Origin of the sequence: Plantactinospora sp. WMMB782, from assembly GCF_049179135.1 — a bacterium.
Classification (GTDB): Bacteria; Actinomycetota; Actinomycetes; order Mycobacteriales; family Micromonosporaceae; genus Plantactinospora.
Window position 1 is genome coordinate 7,873,164 of the sequence record NZ_JBMHMC010000007.1, and the last position, 19,986, is coordinate 7,893,149.

General features: G+C 73.5%; 16 protein-coding genes. 2 read left to right on the plus strand and 14 right to left on the minus strand.

The features are described 5' to 3' along the window. Window positions 1-21: 21 nt before the first annotated feature. The 12 genes from mltG to aspS all read right to left on the minus strand — a co-directional run bounded on the left by mltG (window position 22) and on the right by aspS (window position 16,404). Window positions 22-1,242 carry an endolytic transglycosylase MltG gene (gene mltG, locus ACN28A_RS37090; protein WP_421403554.1) on the minus strand — a complete coding sequence of 407 codons (1,221 nt, stop codon included), beginning with the start codon at window positions 1,240-1,242 and terminating at the stop codon, window positions 22-24. Further along, window positions 1,239-1,700 carry a Holliday junction resolvase RuvX gene (gene ruvX / locus ACN28A_RS37095; protein ID WP_421403556.1) on the minus strand — a complete coding sequence of 154 codons (462 nt, stop codon included), beginning with the start codon at window positions 1,698-1,700 and terminating at the stop codon, window positions 1,239-1,241. Before ruvX ends, mltG begins: the two co-directional genes overlap by 4 nt. Beyond that, window positions 1,697-4,378 carry an alanine--tRNA ligase gene (alaS, locus tag ACN28A_RS37100; protein ID WP_421403558.1) on the minus strand — a complete coding sequence of 894 codons (2,682 nt, stop codon included), beginning with the start codon at window positions 4,376-4,378 and terminating at the stop codon, window positions 1,697-1,699. The genes ruvX and alaS overlap by 4 nt, the downstream gene beginning before the upstream one ends. Next, window positions 4,375-4,680 carry a hypothetical protein gene (locus ACN28A_RS37105; protein WP_421403559.1) on the minus strand — a complete coding sequence of 102 codons (306 nt, stop codon included), beginning with the start codon at window positions 4,678-4,680 and terminating at the stop codon, window positions 4,375-4,377. Before ACN28A_RS37105 ends, alaS begins: the two co-directional genes overlap by 4 nt. A gap of 42 nt (window positions 4,681-4,722) precedes the next feature. Beyond that, on the minus strand, window positions 4,723-5,193 hold the full coding sequence (locus tag ACN28A_RS37110) for a DUF948 domain-containing protein (protein WP_421403561.1): 471 nt from the start codon (window positions 5,191-5,193) through the stop codon (window positions 4,723-4,725). 172 nt (window positions 5,194-5,365) lie between these two features. Beyond that, entirely contained in the window at window positions 5,366-6,007 is a 642-nt protein-coding gene (locus ACN28A_RS37115) for a hypothetical protein (RefSeq protein ID WP_421404844.1), read from the minus strand. A 2,630-nt stretch (window positions 6,008-8,637) separates the two neighbouring features. Next, entirely contained in the window at window positions 8,638-10,095 is a 1,458-nt protein-coding gene (locus ACN28A_RS37120) for a replication-associated recombination protein A (protein ID WP_421403563.1), read from the minus strand. A 76-nt stretch (window positions 10,096-10,171) separates the two neighbouring features. Continuing rightward, complete coding sequence (locus ACN28A_RS37125; RefSeq protein ID WP_421403565.1) at window positions 10,172-10,444, minus strand: hypothetical protein; 273 nt, start codon at window positions 10,442-10,444, stop codon at window positions 10,172-10,174. A 64-nt stretch (window positions 10,445-10,508) separates the two neighbouring features. Continuing rightward, window positions 10,509-11,891 carry an MFS transporter gene (locus ACN28A_RS37130; RefSeq protein ID WP_421403567.1) on the minus strand — a complete coding sequence of 461 codons (1,383 nt, stop codon included), beginning with the start codon at window positions 11,889-11,891 and terminating at the stop codon, window positions 10,509-10,511. Further along, window positions 11,888-12,580: an ArsR/SmtB family transcription factor gene (locus tag ACN28A_RS37135; protein WP_421403569.1), complete on the minus strand. Its 693-nt coding sequence runs from the start codon at window positions 12,578-12,580 to the stop codon at window positions 11,888-11,890. Before ACN28A_RS37135 ends, ACN28A_RS37130 begins: the two co-directional genes overlap by 4 nt. A 163-nt stretch (window positions 12,581-12,743) precedes the next feature. Further along, window positions 12,744-14,444 (minus strand): hypothetical protein, encoded by a 1,701-nt coding sequence (locus ACN28A_RS37140; protein WP_421403570.1) that lies wholly within the window; start codon window positions 14,442-14,444, stop codon window positions 12,744-12,746. A 133-nt stretch (window positions 14,445-14,577) separates the two neighbouring features. Continuing rightward, window positions 14,578-16,404: an aspartate--tRNA ligase gene (gene aspS, locus ACN28A_RS37145; RefSeq protein WP_421403572.1), complete on the minus strand. Its 1,827-nt coding sequence runs from the start codon at window positions 16,402-16,404 to the stop codon at window positions 14,578-14,580. Between the two features lie 194 nt (window positions 16,405-16,598). Between aspS and ACN28A_RS37150 the strand changes: the two genes are divergently transcribed. Then, entirely contained in the window at window positions 16,599-17,288 is a 690-nt protein-coding gene (locus ACN28A_RS37150; protein ID WP_421403574.1) for an alpha-ketoglutarate-dependent dioxygenase AlkB, read from the plus strand. Between the two features lie 131 nt (window positions 17,289-17,419). Here the strand turns inward: ACN28A_RS37150 and ACN28A_RS37155 are convergent, their stop codons facing one another. After that, entirely contained in the window at window positions 17,420-17,977 is a 558-nt protein-coding gene (locus ACN28A_RS37155; protein ID WP_421403576.1) for a TetR/AcrR family transcriptional regulator, read from the minus strand. Window positions 17,978-18,149: 172 nt separating this feature from the next. Here ACN28A_RS37155 and ACN28A_RS37160 point away from each other — a divergent pair, with 172 nt between their 5' ends. Further along, complete coding sequence (locus ACN28A_RS37160; RefSeq protein ID WP_421404845.1) at window positions 18,150-18,992, plus strand: alpha/beta hydrolase; 843 nt, start codon at window positions 18,150-18,152, stop codon at window positions 18,990-18,992. Window positions 18,993-19,040: 48 nt separating this feature from the next. On the opposite strand, the gene ACN28A_RS37165 is transcribed toward ACN28A_RS37160, so the two are convergent. Further along, window positions 19,041-19,568 (minus strand): hypothetical protein, encoded by a 528-nt coding sequence (locus tag ACN28A_RS37165; RefSeq protein ID WP_421403578.1) that lies wholly within the window; start codon window positions 19,566-19,568, stop codon window positions 19,041-19,043. Between the last annotated feature and the right edge of the window lie 418 nt (window positions 19,569-19,986).

Consider the following 19,986-nt stretch of genomic DNA (forward strand, 5'->3'; position numbering starts at 1 on the left):
CCCACCTCGCTCGCCGTCACCTCAGAGCACGCCGTTCTCTCGGGCCTTCTGCTCGTTGCGGGCGTGCTCCTCGGCCGTCTCCGCGAACGCCGAGTGGCCCTCCTTGTCGATCGCCACGAAGAACCGCCAGTCGCCCTTCGGCGGGTCCATCGCCCCCTCCAGGGCCTTCTGCCCCGGGTTGTTGATCGGCCCCGGCGGCAGCCCGGCCTTGCCGTGCATCCGGTACGGGTTCTTCGAGTCGAAGAGTTCGGCGTTCGTCATGTCCGCGGAGCGCTTGGTCTTCTTGCCGGTCAACTCCCAGTAGTAGTTGACCCCGACGTCGAACTCCAGACAGCCGGTCAGGCCGTCGCCGTTCTTGCAGTAGTGGTCGCCGCTGTAGATCCGGTTGTACGCCACCCGGGCGATCTTGCCCAGGTCGTCGGGGTTACCCGCCTCGGCCTGGGCCAGCGACGCCACGATCAGCGCCTCGTACGGGCTGATCTCGCGCTCCTTCTGCACCCGGTCGACGAAGTCGATGTCCTCGGCGACCGACATGAAGCGCTGCACCATCAGCTTGAGGATCGACTCGGCGCTGGCGTTCGGCGGCAGCTCGTAGGTGTCGGGGAAGATGAAGCCCTCGATCGACTTGCGCGCCGTCTGCTTGTCGTCGCGCTTGAACCAGAAGTCGGCGATGCCGAGCCCTTCGAGGTCCTTGGCGGCGGTCTCGAAGTCCTTGACCGGCAGCTTCGTCTCGGCCGCCAGCGCCTTGAAGATCTGCTTGGCGGTGGCGCCCTCCCGGACCAGGAAGCCGTTGACCAGCTTGTTCTTCAGGTCGAGCAACATGCCCAGCGCCGACTCGGCGTTCATCTCCTTGCGGACCTTGTAGAGGCCCGGCTGGATGTTCTGGCTCCGGGAGTTCTCCTGGGCCGCCTCGATGAACGCCTTGGTGCTCTTCACCACGCCGGCCGCGACCAGGGTGTCGGCGATCTGCGCGATGCTCTGGCCCTCCTCGACCTGGACCTGCACCTCGCCGCTGCCGGTGCCGTCGTAGTCCGGAGTGACGAAGTAGCCCTGCACCCGGTCGAAGCCGTACCAGCCGGCGCCGCCGAGCACGCCGAGCAGCACGAACGCCATGAGCAGGGCGGCGACCGTCCGGCCGCGCCCGCCACGCTTCTGCTTGCCGTTGCGTTTGCGCTGCGCGCCGCGCCGGTGCCGCCCCTTCTCCACACGCTCGTCGAACGCGAGCTCCAAGTCGTCGATCATCCTGTCCGCCTCCGCTGCCTGTCCAGCCAGCTCTGCAGAATCTCCACCGCGGCCGCCTGATCGACCACCGCCCGTTGACGCCGTCCTCGGACGCCCCGCTCGGCTAGCCTACGAGAAGCCACGACGGTCGACATCCTTTCATCCACCAGTTCCACCGGCACCGGCGCGATCGCCGCACTCAGCCGCTGCGCGTACGCCTGGATCTGGACCGCCGCCGGGCCGTGGCCGCCGGCCAGGGTGACCGGCAGGCCGACCACGACGGTGACCACCTCGTGCAGCCCGACAAGCCGCCCGATCTCCGCGATGTCGGCGGGAACCGCCTCGATGCCGGTCTTCAGGTCCCGGGCCAGCGTCACCAGCGGCGTCGCCAGGATGCCGTCCGGGTCGGAGAGCGCCAGGCCGACCCGGACCTGCCCGACGTCGACGCCGAGCCGTACGCCACGGGGCAGCACGGTCATGCCTCGGCGAGCGCCTTCTCGACCGCCGCCAGCAGGCTCGGCGCCTCGCCGGCCGGCAGGCCGCCACCCTGGGCCAGGTCGGCGTTGCCGCCACCCCGGCCGGAGAGGGCACCCTTGACCAGGGCCGCCGCCGAGACACCCCGGTCCTTCGCCGCGCCGTTCACCGCCACCACCAGCGACGCCTTGCCGTTGCTCCGGGCCGCCACCGCGACCACCGCCGGCCGGGCCGGGTCGATCTTGCCCCGGATCTCCTGGGCCAGGGTACGCACGTCGTTGCCGCCCGCGCCCTCCGGCGCCTCGGTGCCGACGAAAGCCACCCCCCGGACATCCCGGGCGTTCGCCGCGAGCGTCGCCGCACCGCCCAGCACCAGTTGGGCGCGGAGCTTCTCCAGCTCCCGCTCCGCGTCCCGGAGCTGTGCCACGGTCTGCTCGACCCGGTCGGCCACCTGCTCGCCCGGCACCCGGTAGAGCTCGGCCAGCCGGGAGACCAGCAGGTGCTCCTTGGCGAGGAACCGGAACGCGTCCAGCCCGACCAGCGCCTCCACCCGGCGCACCCCGGAACCGATCGAGGACTCGGAGAGGATCTTCACCAGACCGAGCTGCGCCGATCGGGCCACGTGGGTACCGCCGCACAGCTCCCGCGCGTAGTCGCCGACCTCGACGACCCGGACCTCGTCGCCGTACTTCTCGCCGAACAGCGCCATCGCGCCGAGCCGGCGGGCCTCCTCCTGCGAGGTGAGAAAGGCGTGCACCTCCAGGTCGGCCAGCAGCACCTCGTTGACCTGCTGCTCCACGTCGTGCAGCACGCTCGGCGCCACCCCGGTCGGGGTGTTGAAGTCGAACCGGAGCCGCCCCGGTGCGTTCAGCGAACCGGCCTGGGTCGCCGCCTCGCCGAGGAAGTTGCGCATCGTCTGGTGCACCAGGTGGGTCGCGGTGTGCGAGCGGGAGATCGCCCGGCGGCGTACCACGTCGATCTCGGCCAGGCCGGCCTCGCCGGTGCGTACCTCGCCACGGACCACCCGGGCCCGGTGCACGATGAGCCCCGGGATCGGCTGCTGCACGTCGAGCACCTCGACCTGGCCGGCGCCGACCGTGACCAGGCCGACGTCCGGCTGCTGGCCACCGCCCTCGGCATAGAACGGGGTGGCGTCCAGCACCAGCTCGACCGTCTCACCCTCACCGGCCACCTCGACCGGAGTACCGCCGGCACCGAGCAGCGCCCGCACCGACGACTCCCGGGACACCTCGGTGTAGCCGGTGAACTGGACCGGCCCGCCGGAGTCCAACACCGAGCGGTACGCCGACAGGTCGACGTGCCCGGTCTTGCGGGCCTGCGCGTCCGCCTTCGCCCGGGCCCGCTGGTCGGCCATCAGCCGGCGGAACCCGTCCTGGTCCACCGACAGCCCCTGCTCGGCGGCGATCTCCAGGGTCAGGTCGATCGGGAAGCCGTACGTGTCGTGCAGCTGGAACGCCTTGTCCCCCGACAGCTTCCCGCCGCCAGACGAGCGGGTCTCGGCGATCGCGGTGTCCAGGATCGTGGTGCCGGCCCGCAGCGTGGAGAGGAAGGCGTCCTCCTCGGCGTACGCGTAGGAGGAGATCCGGTCGAACTCGGTCGCCACCTCGGGGTAGGACGGGGACATGCAGTCCCGGGCCACCGGCAGCAGCTCGGGCAGCGCCCGCTCCTGCCAGCCGAGCAGCCGCATCGCCCGGATCGCCCGACGCATGATCCGGCGCAGCACGTAGCCGCGCCCCTCGTTGCCCGGGGTCACACCGTCACCGATGAGCATCAGCGCGGTCCGCACGTGGTCGGCGACCACCCGCAGCCGTACGTCGTCCGGGTGCGACTCGCTCGCCGCGTGCCCGGAGTTGGCGCCGTAGCGCCGGCCGGTCAGCTCGGCCGCCCGGTCCAGGATCGGCCGCACCTCGTCGATCTCGTAGAGGTTGTCGACACCCTGGAGGATCGCGGCCATCCGCTCCAGGCCCATCCCGGTGTCGATGTTCTGCGCCGGCAGGTCACCGAGGATCGGGAAGTTCTCCTTGTCGGTGCCCGGACCCCGCTCGAACTGCATGAAGACGAGGTTCCAGAACTCCAGGTAGCGGTCCTCGTCGACGGCCGGGCCGCCCTCGCGGCCGTACGCCGGGCCCCGGTCGTAGTAGATCTCCGAACACGGCCCGCACGGTCCCGGGATCCCCATCGACCAGAAGTTGTCCGCCTTGCCGCGCCGGACGATCCGCTCCGCCGGCACCCCGGTGCGGCGCCAGATCGCCTCGGCCTCGTCGTCGTCCAGGTAGACAGTCGGCCAGATCCGTTCCGGGTCGAGCCCGAACCCGCCCTCGGCGACCGGCTTGGTGACCAGTTCCCAGGCGAGCGCGATCGCGCCCTCCTTGAAGTAGTCACCGAACGAGAAGTTCCCGTTCATCTGGAAGAACGTGCCGTGCCGGGAGGTCTTGCCGACCTCGTCGATGTCCGGGGTACGGATGCACTTCTGCACCGACACCGCACGCCGGAACGGCGGCGTCTGCTGCCCGAGGAAGTACGGCACGAACTGCACCATGCCGGCGTTGACGAACAACAGGTTCGGGTCGTCGATCGCCGGCAGCGGAGCGGACGGCACCACCGTGTGCCCGTTGGCCTCGAAGTGCGCCAGGTAGCGCCGCTTGACTTCCGCCGTTCTCATCGGGTGCCTTCCTCCGGAAACAACTCGCGGTCGCCGATGCGGGGGTCCTCGCGCAGCTCCTCGAAGCGGTCGTCGAACGCGACCCCCTCGGCGAACGCCTGGTGGATCTCCTGCTCACGCTCGGCCATGCCGTCCCGCACGTCGTCGGCGAAGTCCCGCAGCGACTGCACCAGGCCACCAGCGGACTGCGCCAGCGAGCCGGCGATCCCCTGCGGCGTGTACGCCTGTGCGGTGCGGGTCAGCTTCCGGACGACGAGCGCGCCGACGGCCAGCCCGATGCCCAACCAGAGCAGTCGTCTCATGGCCTCATCCTTCCTCCGTGCCGGGTCGCCGCTGCGCGGGGGTCAGTGCCCGCCGCGCCGGGCGGCCCGACGCTGCTGCTTCAGGGTCGTACGCACCTCGCGCTCGTCCTCGGCGCGACGCCGGGCGGAAGCGGCCTTGCGCACGCCGTACCCGAAGGCGGCCACCTTGACCAGCGGGTTCGCCGCGGCGGCCGAGACCACGGTGCTCAGGTTCGCGATGTTGGCGGTGACGTTCTGGGCGTGCCCGGTCATCGTGTCGATCTTGGCAAGCTGGATGTTCACCCCGTCCAGCGAGGTCTGCACCTGGCCCAGCGCGGTGTTCACGTTCTCCACCGTGACGTTCATGTTGGTAAGCAGCGGCGCGGTTCGCTCGTTGATGTCGTTGATCGCCTGGGTCGCCGCGTCCACCGTGTTGCCCAGCCGCCAGATCGGCCTGGCCAGCACCAACACCAGCATCAGGAACGCACCCGCCGCGACCAGCGCGGCGATCTGACCGATCTCTCCAGCGTCCACCCGTCCTCCTCCATGCACCGTCTCGGAAATGCACCGTCTCGCGGAAACGCACCATCTCGGAATCGCGCGCCAGGCGTCTCACCGGGACGTCCGGCACCGCGTCACGACGGTTACCCGGAATGCCCCTCGGAGTACCAACCCGCAACCCTACCGTCGGTGACGAGTGCCGGCCTCACGACGGGGTGGGGGTGGGCGTCAGCCCGCCGAGCGGATCGTCGGTGAAGAGTGGATCCGGATCCACCCCGGTCAGCGACGGGTCGGTGGTCGGCTGCGGACCGATCCGGTCGTCCGCGATCGCGTTGCGGACCTTGATCGAGACCAGCGCACCGTCACACTTCACCCCTCCCGGCCCGGTGGCGGCCGGCGCCGGGGCCGCGCCCGGTGCGGCGACCGACGGGTCGGGGCAGGCCGGCTGGCGTACCCACATGTCGAGGGTCAGCTCGTCCCGGCGCCAGCACGTGTAGTGCCCCTCCACCGGCTGCTCCGGGCAGAGCGCCACCTTCCACGGCCGCCACCCCTCGCGGTTCAGGGCGGTCTCGTAGACCTGTGCCGTCTCCTCCCACCCCCGGTCCGACTGCACGGTCCGCTCCCGGAACCGGCACTCGATGAAGCACCACCGGCTGCCGCTGACCCCGTCGACCGTGTCGGTGGCGGCCCAGGCCGGCACCGCCAGCGCGTCGAGGGAGTTGAACACCGGATCCCGGGTCGCGGCCCGGACACCGAAGTACGTCGGCAGCGCGCCGAGCACCAGCAGGCTGGCCAGGAGCAGGGCGATCGTCTTCAACCGCCGCTGCTCGCGGAGTTGGCGGCGCAGCTCGGCCCGGGCGCCCCGGGCCGGCTCCGCCGACGGTTCCGCGGACCGGTCCGGTCCGGCATCCCGGCGAGGGCCGGCGGCCGGCGGCCCGGCGGCGGCCCGGATCGCCGGATCCGGCCGGGGCGGACCGTCGGGCCCGCCGGCACCGCCGGGGCGGGCTGCGTCGTCCGGGCGACCGACGCCGTCCGGGCGGCCGGTGTCGGGGCGGACTGCCCGGGGCGGGGTGTCGGGCCGGACCGGTGGGTCGGGCCGGACCGCCTCGTCCCGTGGTCGGCCGTCCAGCCGCCCGGAGGTCGGCCGGGCGGTGGCGCCGCGGCCGGCCTCGGCCGGGCCGGAACGGGTGGCCGCACCGGCACCCTGGTCCCGGGCCGGCGGGGCGGACGCGGGTCCGGGTTGGACCGGGGCGACGGCTCCCCGGGCGGACGCCCGGGGCGGGCCGCCGGGTGTGGTGCCGGCGGGTCTACCCGGGACACCGTCGAAGGCGGTACCACCGGTTCGGCCCTGCGCACCGTCGAAGGCGGTACCACCGGTTCGGCCAGCGGCACCCTCGAAGGCTGTACCACCACCACTGCCTCGCCCCGCCGGTCCAGCGTCGGCCGGCGCGGCCGCGCGGCCGCTGGTAGGGCGGTCGGCCGGGACGTCACCCCGGCCGGGTACCGGCGGTCCGGGACGGTCGGCCGGCTCGACGCCGTACCTGCCGCCCGGGGCAGCACGCCGGTCCGGGGGTTCCACGGGTCGGCCGAGCCCGGCCGCCGCCCGGGGTTCGTCATCCGGTTCGCCGTGCCGGGGGATGCCACCGCGCGGCGGCGTACTGCGTGAGCCACCCGGTCCCGGCAGGGCTCCGGACGGGTCCCCGCTGACCGGACGGTCGCCGCGCGGGCCTCCGGCCGGCGGCGCGACCGCGCCGTGCCGACCCGGTACCACCGGCGGCGCACCGTGCCGCCCACCGCCCGCACCGTCGTACGGCGGACCGGACACACCGGCGCCGGGGCGTACCCGGGGCACCCGCCCGCCGTCCCGGAGCTCGTCGGTAGGCGGCGCCCCGTGCCGGCCCGGACCCGGTCGTGCGGCGTCGAAGTCGTCCAACCCGGACGGTGGGCGAGCGGTTGCCCGGCCCGAACCGGTGGTCAGGTCCGGTCCGGTTGCCGATCCGTGGCCGGGCGACCGGCCAACCGAGTCCGGGCCACCGGCCGGGCCGGACGGCGGATATCCGGGCGCACCGGCTCCGGATATCGGGGCAGCCGGCCCGTACCCGGCGGCCGGGGTGACCGGCCGGACGCTTCCCCTCTTGCGGATCCAGTCCCCGGGTCGCTCCGGATGGCCGGGCGGGCGGGTCTCCGGCTCGCCGGCCGCGTGGGCACCGGCCGGAGCGGACGCCGCTCCCGCTCCGGGCGGACCGCTGACCGCGGCGTGCGCGCCGCCGCCCGGGTGCACCCCGCCGGTGCCGGCGGAACGCCCGCCCGCAGCCGAGGTGTGCGGGCCGGCGGGAGCGGCGGAGATGTCCCTGCCCGCCGGGTGCGCGCCGCCGGCGGCGTGCGCCCCGGTGGCCGGGGAGTATCCGGCGGCGGGGGGCGGACCGGCGGCACGGCCACCGGAGTGCGGCGGGACGGCGTCGGTACGCCGGGCGCCGAGCACCGGACCACCGCGTCCCGGCCCGTCCGGGTCACGCTCGGCGGCACCCGGTCGACCCGGAGCGGTCGGCAGCGGCGGGGCGTTGCCGGAGGCCGGTACGACGAAATCACCGGTGGCCGGAACCGTCGGTGCTCCGAACCGGTCGCCGGGACCGGCCGGGCTGCCCGGACCGGCCGGGCTGCCCGGACCGGCTGGGCTGCCCGGACCGGCGAGGTCACCGGCGGCGTGGCCGGGCGGGCGGCCGTGCCGGCCCTCGCCGGGTTCCCCGGGTGCGGCCGACCGGCGTGCGCTCGGCTCGTCGCCCCGGGCCTCCGACGCCCGCCGGACCGGACCCGGTTCGAGTGACGCGGCGCCGTGCCGTGGCTGGTGCCCGGCGGACGGTACCGGCTCACCCGGCCACGGTGTGCTGCCCGGCCGGATCGCCGGCTCGTCCCGGTCACCGGCCGGGCGGCGCTCCGGCGCCGGCCCGGACCAGGCCGTCGGGGCGACCGGCTCGGCCGCACGGCCGGGTCGACCGAGCGGCGGCGCGGGCACGACCGGCGGGGCCGAGGTCCTCGGCTCGGGGTGTGGCGGCTGCGCACCGGCACCACGGGCGGGCGGTGGGGCGGCGTCGTCGGGCTCCGGGGCCCGCCGGGCCGGGCCGGGGGGTGTCGGCTCGTCGTCGCGCCGCCGGGCCGGACCGACCGGCGGATCGGCCGGCGGTGCCCCGGCAGGCCGCATCGACCCGGCGGCCTCCGGGCCGGCCTCGGGCAGCCGCTCGTAGGCGGCGGGCAGCCGGGGCGGCGGATCGGTCGGGCTGGAGCCGTCGGCCGGACCGATGTCGGCCTTCTGCTCCTTGGCGGTACGCAGGTCGGAGATCCAGCCGAGTTCCTCGCCGCTGACCTCCGGCTCCACGGGCGGAGCCTCGGGCGACCTGCCCCGGCCCCACCGGCGTGCCTTGCCCTGTGGTTCCCGCCGCTCGTCGTGGCCGTCGTCGCCCCGGTCCGAACCGCGCGATCTCACTGGTGTTCCTCCCCCTCGACTTTCCCGCCACCGTCCGTCGCCGGCCTGCCGTCGACGGCAGTCTCCGGTGGTGGCGGTGCGGGCTGTCCCCGGACGATCCGGCGCAGCAGTGGCAGCCGGGTGCCGACGGCGCGCTCGGCACCGTGCCCGCTCGGCTGGTAGTAGTCCACCCCGACAAGGTCGTCCGGGACGTACTGCTGGGTGACCACCCCCCGGTGGTCGTCGTGCGGATAGCGGTAACCGGTGCCGTGTCCCAGTCCACGTGCCCCGGGATAGTGTGCGTCGCGCAACGCCCGGGGCACCGCACCGCCCCGCCCCGCCCGTACGTCGCCGACCGCCGCCCCGATCGCCGTGGTCGCCGAGTTGGACTTCGGCGCGGTGGCCATGTGGATCACGGCCTGGGCGAGGTTGAGCTGCGCCTCGGGCAGGCCGACGTACTCGACGGCGTGCGCGGCGGCGGTGGCCACGCCCAGCGCACCCGGGTCGGCCATCCCGACGTCCTCGCTGGCGAAGATCACGATCCGCCGGGCGATGAACCGGGCGTCCTCGCCGGCCACCAGCATCCGGGCCAGCCAGTGCAGTGCGGCGTCCACGTCGGAGCCGCGCATGCTCTTGATGAACGCGCTCACCACGTCGTAGTGGGCGTCGCCGTCGCGGTCGTAGCGCACCGCCGCCACGTCGACGGCCTGCTCGGCGGTGGCCAGGTCGATGACGCTGCCGCCCAGCGCGGTCGCCGAACCGGCCGCCGCCTCCAGCGCGGTGAGCGCCTTGCGTACGTCCCCGGCGGCGAGCCGGACCAGGTGCTCCTCGGCGTCGGCCGCCAGAGTGAGCGTGCCGGCCAGGCCGCGCTCGTCGGCGACGGCCCGGCGGAGCAGCCCGCGTACGGCGTCGTCGTCCAGCGGTTGCAGGGTGAGCAGTACGCACCGGGACAGCAGCGGCGAGATGACCGAGAAGTACGGGTTCTCGGTGGTCGCCGCCAGCAGCGTGACGGTGCGGTCCTCCACTGCGGCCAGCAGGGAGTCCTGTTGGGTCTTGCTGAACCGGTGCACCTCGTCGATGAAGAGCACTGTCGGGCGCCCCCCGGCCCGTCGCTCCCGGCGGGCGGTGTCGATCACCGCGCGGACGTCCTTGACCCCGGCGGAGAGTGCCGACATCGCCACGAAGCGCCGCTCGGTCGCGCCGGCCACCAGGTGCGCGATGGTGGTCTTGCCGCTGCCCGGCGGCCCCCAGAGGATCACCGACATCGGCGACGCCCCGGTGACCAGCTGTCGCAGCGGGGCGCCGGGGGCGAGCAGGTGGTCCTGTCCGACGAGTTCGTCCAGGCTGGCCGGACGCATCCGGACCGGCAACGGCGAGTCGGCGCCGGGTACGGTGAAGCCGTCGGCGGCGGTCCCGGCCGGCGGGGTGCGCCCACCAGCGGGATCGACGAGAGAGAACAGGCCGTCGGACTCCATCGGGAAGACACTACCGGCCCGGTTTCCGGTGCCGGAAATGCACCGATAACCGGGCCGGTCGCGATCCCGGCCGACCTCAGCCCCGACCGGGCCGACGTCCCCGGTACCACCGGCCGCCACCGCCGCCGGCACCCGGGCCACGGCCCACTCCGGCGAGGTAGAGGGCCAGGCAGAGCAGGCCGATCAACATCAGGGTGGAGGTGCTGAACAGGTCGGGCGCACCCAGGTCCTCGTCGAACAGGTCCAACAGCAGCGCGAAGCCGAAGACACCGGCGGCGATATAGGCAAGCATGAGTTCCTCCCGGCGGGGGTCCCAGTAGGTCGGCCAGGATGTACCCGGGCGCCTCACCGGCCAATCCACCCGCCGGGACAGGGTCGGGTGCACCACCCGGCGCAGGATCGTCCCGGCTTCGTCAGACCCGATCAGACCCGGTCATAGCAGGCCCACCGGTTCGATCGGACGGGACCGGAATCGGGACGGGCTCCGGGGCTGGGACCGGGGCCGACTTCGGGTCCGGCTCCGGCTGCGGCTGCGGGTCCGGGAGGGCGGCGGACGCCGGGTTGGACCGGCCGGCCAACCAGGCGGGCAGGTAGAGCGGTGCGGCGACGGCCAGCACCACCCCGCCGACGACCATCGCGGTACTCACCGAGGTCGCGGCGGCCAGCGAGGTGAGCAGTACGCCGCCGAGCGCGCCGGACGGCTGGGCCACCATCGAGTTCAGCGAGAGCACGCTGTTCCGGTACGGGCCGTCGACCTGCCGGTGCAGCAGTCCGGCGTGCAGCGGGTTGGACGCGCCGTGCACGGCGTAACAGAGCAGGTAGGCCGCGATGATCCCGACCGGCCCGGCGAGCAGTCCCATCCCGACGACCGTGGCCCCCTGGAGGATCCGGAGCAGCCCGGCGCAGAGCGGCACGCCCAGCCACCGGCTCGCGTACGCGATCACCGCCGCGCCGCCGGCCGAGGCCAGCCAGGCCGCCGAGGCGGTCGGCCCGAGCAGTGCCGCCGCCCGGTCCGGGTCGCCCAGCACCTCGGCGAGCCGGACCGGCAGCAGGGACTCGAAGGTGGCCATCCCGAAGCCCCAGAACAGCTCGACGGAGATCAGCGCGAGCACGATCCGGGAGCGGCGGGCCAGCCTCAGCGCGCCACCGACCGCGGCCGGTGCGGCCCGCAGCGAACCGCGCAGCGCGGCCATCCCGGCGGCCGGGCGTACCTCGACCAGCAGCAGGAGCAGGGCGGTCAGGGCGACCACCTCCAGGGCGATGGCGACCAGCAGCGGCAGGGTGAGCGCGCTGATCCCGCCGACCGGGCCGAGCGCGACGAGACCGCCGCTGAGCAGCGCGCCGGCTCCGATGGCGACGCCCAGGACGACCCCACCGGCGCTGAGTCCCCGCTCGATCGGCGCGTCCGGGTCGGCGGCCAGGGCGGCGTCGACGTACCAGGACTCCAGCGGGCCGCTGTCCAGGGCTCGGAAGATCCCCTGCAACACGAAGGCGAGCAGGAAGAGTCCGAAGGAGTCGGCGGCCAGGAAGAGGAACAGCGATCCGAGGTTGACCAGTACGGCCGCGACCAGCACCGGCTTGCGGCCCAGCGCGTCGGCGAGTCCGCCGGTCGGCAGCTCCAGCGCGAGCACCACCACGCCCTGCGCCGCGGCGACGAAGCCGACCTGCGGCAGGCTGAGCCCGCGTTCCAGCAACAGCAGGATGAGTACCGGGATCATCAGCCCGCTGGGCAGCCAGCGGAGCGCGTGCAGGATCAGGTAGCGCCGGCCCACCTGCCGGGCGGTGAGGGTGCTCACGACGACTCCCCCGGCCCGGTGCCGCCGCCGGCCAGCGGGACCGGGCCGCGCACCGGAAAGCTCTGTAGATAGAGCAGTACGTGCTCGGTGTCGTCCCCCGGCTGCGCCGCCGGCACCCGCTCGATCGGCGGTAGGGCCGCCCGGTAGCGCCCGACCACCTCCCACAGCTCGTCGTTGAGCTGCCGCAGCTGTGCCGGGGTGAGCCGGAGCAGCACGTCGGAGAAGGTAGTGGCCTGCTGCCACTCGACCGGATAGCTGTGCCGGTCGTTCAGCCAGCGCTCGGCCAGGCTCGCGTGCAGGCGCACCGCGTTGCGGGTCAGCCAGTCGGCCGCCGCCCGGGCGTCGGGATCGTCGGCGAAGTCGGCGTCGCTCCAGCTGCTGAACTGGTGCGCCGCCCGCCAGAAGCGCTGCCGTCCACTGCCCCGGTCCGGCTCCTCCAGCACGAGCCCGGCATCGGCGAGCTGCCGCAGGTGGTAACTGGTGGCCCCGGTGTTGGTGCCGAGCGTCTCGGCCAGCCCGGTCGCGGTGGCCGGGCCGTCGGAGCGGAGCGCGACGAGCAGCCGGGACCGGAGCGGGTGGGCCAGGATCCGGATCTGCGCGCTGTCCAGCGTCACCACCGAGGGCGCGGGGGCGTCACTTGCCGACGGTTGCGGTGCCCGCGGGTCGCCGCCGGTCGTCTCGGCTGCCATGCATGCACAGTAACTGTGCACACGACTTGTGCACAACTATTGTGCACAACATCTGTGCAGTCACCGCGCAGCGCCTTCCGACAAAACGGGCGTACCGGCCGGATCCCTCGATCCGGCCGGTACGCCCTTCGGCTGGCGCCGTCCCCTGCGGAATCGCTCCCGGTCAGCCGCCCGGGAACGTGTTCGGGTCGACCTCGCTGGTCCGCGCGTTGCCACCCGCGACCGGAGTCAGCGTGATCGTCCAGATCGTGTACTGGGTGGAGGTGGTGCTGAACTTGAAGGTGTCCTCGAACCGCTGGAAGTTGCAGTTCCGGCTGAACGCCTTGGCCCGGGCGTCCCAGTCCTTGCCACCGGTCATGTAGATCCGGTAGGTGCCGTCCTTGATCGAGGAGACGGTGTGCTTGCCCTTGGCCCGGACGTAGACGCTCACCGTCGGGCTCTTGGCGCTGCCGAGCACCAGGTTGATGACGGCGTCGCTGCTGCCGCCGTTCTCGATCTTGAGCTGTCCCTGACCGCTGCGTACCCGCTTGAGGTAGGAGCCGTTGCCGAGCCGCCGGTTGCCGTCCGCCGTCTTCTTCGGCACGAACGCGCCGACCTGGTACGGCTGCGCCGGGTCGGCCGCCGCCAGCGCCTGCCCGGCGGTGCGTACGTCCTCGGCGGCCGGATCCCGGCTGACCCGGGCCAGCGCCGACGAGCCCAGGCAGACCTCCCCGGCCCCGGCGGCGGAGCCCGTCTCGGTGATCGAGTCGACCATGCCCTCCAGTCCGCGCAGCAGGTCGGCGTGCGCCGTCGCGGCGTTCTCCGGCGGCACCACGCCGGAGAGCGCGGTGATCTGCTGGTCGAGGGTCCGGCCGATGGTCCCGGCGGCGGCGCTCACCGCCTTGGGGTTCTTGGCCGCGCCGAGCTGGGTGAAGCCGGGGGCGATCGCCTTGTCGACCTGGGCCAGCAGCGCCTGGTATTCCTGCGCGGTGACCGGCGCGGCACTCGGCGAGGGCTCCGCGCCCTGGCCGGAGGTGTTCCGGTTCGAGGGCGGGTCGTCCGAGCCCCGGCTGGCGGCCCAGATGGCCAGCGGCACCGCCAGCGCCACCAGCAGGACGACGGCGACGGCGCCGCCGACGATGGCAATGATCTTGCCGCGCCCCGACCTGGCCGGCGGCGGTGGCGGGAACGCGCCGAACTGCGGCGGCGCACCGAACGGCGGTCCGCCCGGACCGCCTGGACCGCCCGCGAAGGGAGCCCCCGGCGGACCCGACACCGGCGGCGGAGCCCCGAACGGAGTGGTCGGCGGACCCGAGACCGGCGGGGTGCCGAACGGCGCGGTCGGCGGACCCGATACCGGCGGGCCCGCCCCGAACTGCGTGGTCGGCGGAGCCGAGACCGGCGGCGGAGCGCCGAACGGAGTGGTCGGCGGTCCCGCCCCGAACGGGGTGGTCGGTGGAGCGGAAACCGGCGGCGGAGCGCCGAACGGGGTGCTCGGTGGAGCGGAGACCGGCGGCGGAGCGCCGAACGGAGTGGTCGGTGGAGCGGAGACCGGCGGCGGAGCGCCGAACGGGGTGCTCGGCGGGGCTGAGGTCACCGGCGGGACCGGGCCGGGCGTACCGAACGGTGCGGCTCCGAAGCTCGCGGGGACCGCGCCGCCTCCGCCCGGCACGATCCGGATCTGGACGTACGCGTCCCGGGGTGGGCCGCCGGGGACGGTGGCCGGACCGATGCCGGGCAGCCGCAGCACGGTGCCGTCGCCGAGCCCGGCCGGGATCCGCAGTGGGGTGCTCTGGCCCGACCAGGGCAGGACGACGGTCTTGACGACCTCGGATCCCGCCTCGCTCGGGTCCAGGTCGATGAACAGATCAGGGTTGGGCGCCATGGACCGAGTATGAGCATCCGAGGCAAGTCGATTGCCGCCCACCCCCGGCCGTCCCGGAGCGCCGCCTCGAACCAGGAGTCGACCGTCGACCGACGGCGGGCTCAGGAGGAGTCGACCGTCGACCGACGCGGGCTCAGGAGGGCTCGACCGGTGCCGCCACCCCGGCGGTCCCGCCGTGCGCCGGTGCCGCCGGCCTCGGCTTCGCGTCGATGCCCGCCTCGGCCCGCTGCTGTGCGGTGATCGGGGTCGGTGCGCTGGTCAGCGGATCGAACCCGCCCCGGGTCTTCGGGAAGGCGATCACCTCGCGGATCGAGTCCGCCCCGGCCAGCAGCATGCAGACCCGGTCCCAGCCGAAGGCGATCCCGCCGTGCGGCGGCGGGCCGTACTTGAACGCCTCCAGCAGGAAGCCGAACTTGTCGGCCGCGTCCTCCGGGCTGATGCCGAGCAGGTCGAAGACCCGGCGCTGCACGTCGGCACGGTGGATACGGATCGACCCGCCACCGATCTCGTTGCCGTTGCAGACGATGTCGTACGCGTACGCCAGCGCCCGGTCCGGCGCCTCCTCGAACCGGTCGACCCAGTCGGCGTTCGGCGAGGTGAACGGGTGGTGCACGGCCGTCCAGCCACCCGCCCGGCCGCTCTCCTGATCGGAGGCCGGCTCGAACATCGGCGCGTCGACCACCCAGCAGAACGCCCAGGCGCTCTCGTCGACCAGGCCGGCCCGCCTGGCGATCTCGATCCGGGCGGCGCCGAGGAGTTCCTGCGCCTCCCGCCGCTGCGCGCTGGCGGCGAAGAAGACCGCGTCGCCCGGCTTGGCGCCGACCGCGTCGGCCAGCCCGGCCAGGTGCTCGGCCGACAGGTTCTTCGCCACCGGCCCCCGGGCCTCGCCGGACTCGGCATCCAGCACCACGTACGCCAGGCCACGGGCGCCCCGCGCCGTCGCCCAGTCCTGCCAGCCGTCGAGTTCCTTGCGGCTCTGCCCGGCACCGCCCGGCATCACCACCGCGCCGACGTAGCCGCCCGCGTCGATCGCCCCGGCGAAGACCCGGAACCCGGTGCCGCGCAGGTAGTCGGTCAGCTCGGTCAGCTCGACGCCGTAGCGCAGGTCGGGCTTGTCGGAACCGTACCGGTCCATGGCGTCGTGCCAGGTGATCCGGGGAATCGGCCGGTCGATCTCGTGGCCGGCCAGCTCCCGCCAGAGGGTCGCGACGATCTCCTCACCGAGGTCGATCACGTCGTCCTCGGTGACGAACGACATCTCGATGTCGAGCTGGGTGAACTCCGGCTGCCGGTCGGCCCGGAAGTCCTCGTCCCGGTAGCAGCGGGCGATCTGGTAGTACCGCTCCAGCCCGCCGACCATCAGCAGCTGCTTGAACAGCTGCGGGGACTGCGGCAGGGCGTACCAGGTGCCGGGCTGGAGGCGTACCGGCACCAGGAAGTCGCGGGCACCCTCCGGGGTCGACCGGGTCAGGGTCGGCGTCTCGATCTCCAGGAAGTCGCGGTCGTGCAGCACCCGCCGGGCGAGCTGGTTGGCCGCCGAGCGCAGCCGCAGCGCCCTCGCCGGGCCGCCGCGCCGCAGGTCGAGGTAGCGGTACTTGAGGCGTACGTCGTCACCGGCCTCCACCTGGTCGTCCACCGGCAGCGGCAGCGGCGCCGCCTCGGAGAGGATCTCCAGTCGGTCGACCGTCACCTCGATCTCGCCGGTGGCCAGTTCGGGGTTGTCGTTTCCCTCCGGCCGGCGGGTCACCTCGCCGGTCACCTTGACGCAGAACTCGTTGCGCAGCGCGTGGGCCGAGTCCATTCCCTCGCGGAAGACCACCTGCACCACGCCGGAGGCGTCCCGCAGGTCGACGAAGATCACCCCGCCGTGGTCCCGCCGCCGGGCGACCCAGCCGGCGAGGGTCACCGCGCTGCCGGCGTCCGTCGCACGCAACGTGCCGGCATCATGGGTACGGATCACGACAGGTGTCTCCTCACGGGTGTGACGCCGCACGGCGGTGGCGGGCGTTCCGGTGACCGATTCTGCCCCGACATTCTGTCAGGGTGGCCGGTGGCACCGGGCGCCCACCCGAGACGGCCGCCGCCATCCGACGTCTCGCAGCCTCGCGCCGGAGCCGGTTCGTACGTGCGTTCGACGGCGGCTACGATGGGCGGATGGCAGTCGGCGCGTACCAGCCCTCGATGCTGGACCTGGCCACCGGCGAGGGGATCGCCGGGGACGGCGCCACCCTCGGCCGGCTCGGCGGCGCGCTCCGCCGGCACGAGCTGGGCTCCGGCGCCTGGGTCGACCACCTGCCCGGCTGGGTCAACGGCTCCGACGCCGTGCTGCGGGTCCTGCTCGACGAGGTCGACTGGCAGGCCGAGCGCCGCCGGATGTACGACGACGTGGTCGACGTCCCCCGGCTGCTCCGCTGGTACGCGGGCGGCGAGCGGCTCCCGCACCCGGTGCTGACGGCGGCCCGGCAGGACCTCACCCGGCACTACGCCGACGAGCTGGGCGAGCCGTTCGTCACCGCCGGGATGTGCCTCTATCGGGACGGGCGGGACAGCGTCGCCTGGCACGGCGACACCATCGGCCGCTCCGCCACCGAGGACACGATTGTCGCGATCGTCTCCTTCGGCTCGCCCCGCCCGCTGCTGCTGCGACCGCGCGCCGGCACGCCCGCCCGACGCGACACCGGTCGGGGCGGCGGGGCCTCGACCCTGCGCTTTCCGCTCGGCCACGGGGACCTGGTGGTGATGGGCGGCTCCTGCCAACGCACCTGGGAACACGCCATCCCGAAGACGTCCCGTTCGGTCGGTCCTCGGGTCAGTGTGCAGTTCCGGCCGGCCGGCGTCGCCTGAGCCGTCTCCCCGCCCATCCGGGGCAGCCGGCGACGAACCGTGGTCCCGTCGACCGAACCGCTGGCCGACCTGCCCCTGCCTCGATCGACCGCCGATCGCCCTCGGTCGAGGCGGCCGAGGCCTGGGACTCGTCAGTCATCGAGCAGGTGCAGGACCATCTCGGTAAGCGCGGCCACGTCGGCCTCGCCCATCGGCTCGCCGGTCATCCCCATCCGGTGCAGCATGGTGCCGACGAGGACGTCGATGAGCAGCAGGACCCGCTGCTCCGACTGACCCAGCACCTCCTGGAGCAGCAGACGGTACGGATCCTGGAGCCGGGTGGAGAGCACCTCGCGCAGCCCGGGATCGCTCATCGCCTCCACGAACACGCCGGCGAACGCCGCGCCCACCCCGGGCTCGCCGATCTTCGCGACGAGAATGCGGGCGCCCGACGTCACGATCTCCGCACGCGTGGCGCCGGCCAGCGGCATCTCGTCGAAGGTGGCGACGAGGCAGTCCGTGATCAGGCTGCCCTTCGACGGCCACCGCCGGTAGAGCGTGGTCTTCGCGACGCCTGCCGCAGCCGCGATCCGGTCCATCGTCGCGTTCACGTAGCCCAGCTCGTGAACCGTGCGCAGGGTGGCCGCGAACACGGTCGCGTGCAGGTCCGAGCGGGGACGTCCCGCTGCGGACGGGGTGGAAACCGACACCGGGTCAGGGTACTCTAGCGATTACGCTACCGCTCGTAGCGTAATCGCAGTGATCTGGGGGAGCATCATGCGCGGCAAGGCACCGTTCGGCACCCGCATCCTCAAGGACACCCACGACTGGGACTCCTTCACCGACGACCAGGTGATCGCCGCGCGGGAGCGGGCCAACCGGATGGTGTTCTCTCCCGCCGCCCGGATCGTCACCGGCTGGCCGGACCGGAACGCCCGGATCGAGGAGCGGTCGATCGAACTTCCGGGCCGCCGGCTGACCCTGCGGGTACACCGCCCGAAGCGGTCCGACCATCGGCTGCCGCTCGTCGTCTCGTTCCACGGCGGAGGATTCATCGCGGGCACCGCCGCGCAGAACGACTGGTTGAACAGTCACCTGGCGGCCCGCTGTCCGACGGTGGTCGTGTCGGTGGAATACCGGCTCGCCCCGGAACACCCGCTGCCGGCGCCGGTCGAGGACGGCTACGACACGCTTGTCCAGATCGTCGACGACGCAGGCCGATGGGGCGTCGATCCGGCCCGGGTCGCGGTGCTGGGCGAGAGCGCCGGCGGCACGATCGCGGCGCTCATCGCGTTGCGCGCCCGCAAGGACGGCCCGGCGCTGCGCGCCCAGGTGCTGAACTACCCGGGCGCGGACTGGACCGAGACGATGGAGGACTATCCCTCGTTTCCGCAGAACGCCGACAACCCCACCCTGCCGCCGTCCCGGTTGCGCGCGGCCCGCAGGCTGAGCGTGCCGGCGACCCTCGACCCGCGCAGCATCTCCCCGCTGAAGTTCGACAACCTCGCCGACCTGCCGCCGGCGCTTGTCGTCACCGCCGCGCTGGACCCGCTGGCCGATCAGGGGCGCCGCTATGTCGAACGGCTCCGCGAGGACGGCACCGAAGCCCAGTTGAGCTGCTACCCGCGAGCCACCCACACGTTCCTGAGTACACCGGGTCTGGTGCCGGCCGCCCGACCCGCGCGCCGCGAGATCCTCGCCTTCCTGGGCGGGCACCTGCGATGACCTTCGTCGGAGTGACCAGATGCGTCGCGCCGCATGGCCGCCGTCCGGTCACTCCGTCGGCAACGCCGCCACCCCGGCCGCGAGCAGTTCACGGAAGTCCTGTTCGGCGCCGGGCGGGAACGTCTCCGGCTTGATCAACTGGTACGCGACGTAGACCTCGAAGTCGGCGCCGACCCACGCCCACCCGTCGATCCGCGCCTCCCCGTCCTGGTACGGCCTGACGACGAAACAGGAGTGGTCCCCCGGTCCTTCCTTCGTCGGTGCGGCGCCGCCCTTCGCACACCGCCTCGCTCGCCACGCCTCGTCGTAGGTCTCGGTGCCGTCCATCGCGATGGTGAACCCGATGTCCCCGGACATCCCGCCGGTGCCGGAGGTCAGGTCCACGGTGCAGGTCCGGGTGCCGCTGAACTCACTCAGGTGCGACCAGGCCTCCGGTTTGGAGCCCGGCGCGAGTCGGGCCAGCAGGTCGTCACCGATCAGCGCACACGGGTCCGGAAGTTCCGAAGACGGTGCCGGTGCCTTCGGTCCACCGCACCCGGCCAGTCCGACCACGAGCATTCCGACGAGCAGCGCCATTCGTGCCCCCGAACACGTCAACGAAGCCTCCCATCATCGTCCATGTCGGCACCATCTGCCCGATGCGGACCTCGTCCGTGTCGACGACCGACCTCCGGCGACACAACCGAATGACAACGGTGCCCGATACCGCCGGGAACGGTGGCGCAGACGATACCGCCACCGTGCTACACCGAACCCGGATGCCCCGCCGCCGGAACAGAGCCTGTCGACCGAGCCGACCGGGGCGGCCGATTCCCGAGGGCACCAGCCACTGGCGATCATCTGGCACCATGCGCCCGACGATCTCCGCGGACCGGAGGGCCGGCTTCGCCGGGCACGTCGAACGCGGGACGGCCGACCAGCCAGGAGACGACAAATGCGATGTGAGATCTGTGCCACGCCACTGGACCGGCCCGGTCAGGGTCACGCCTGCGGG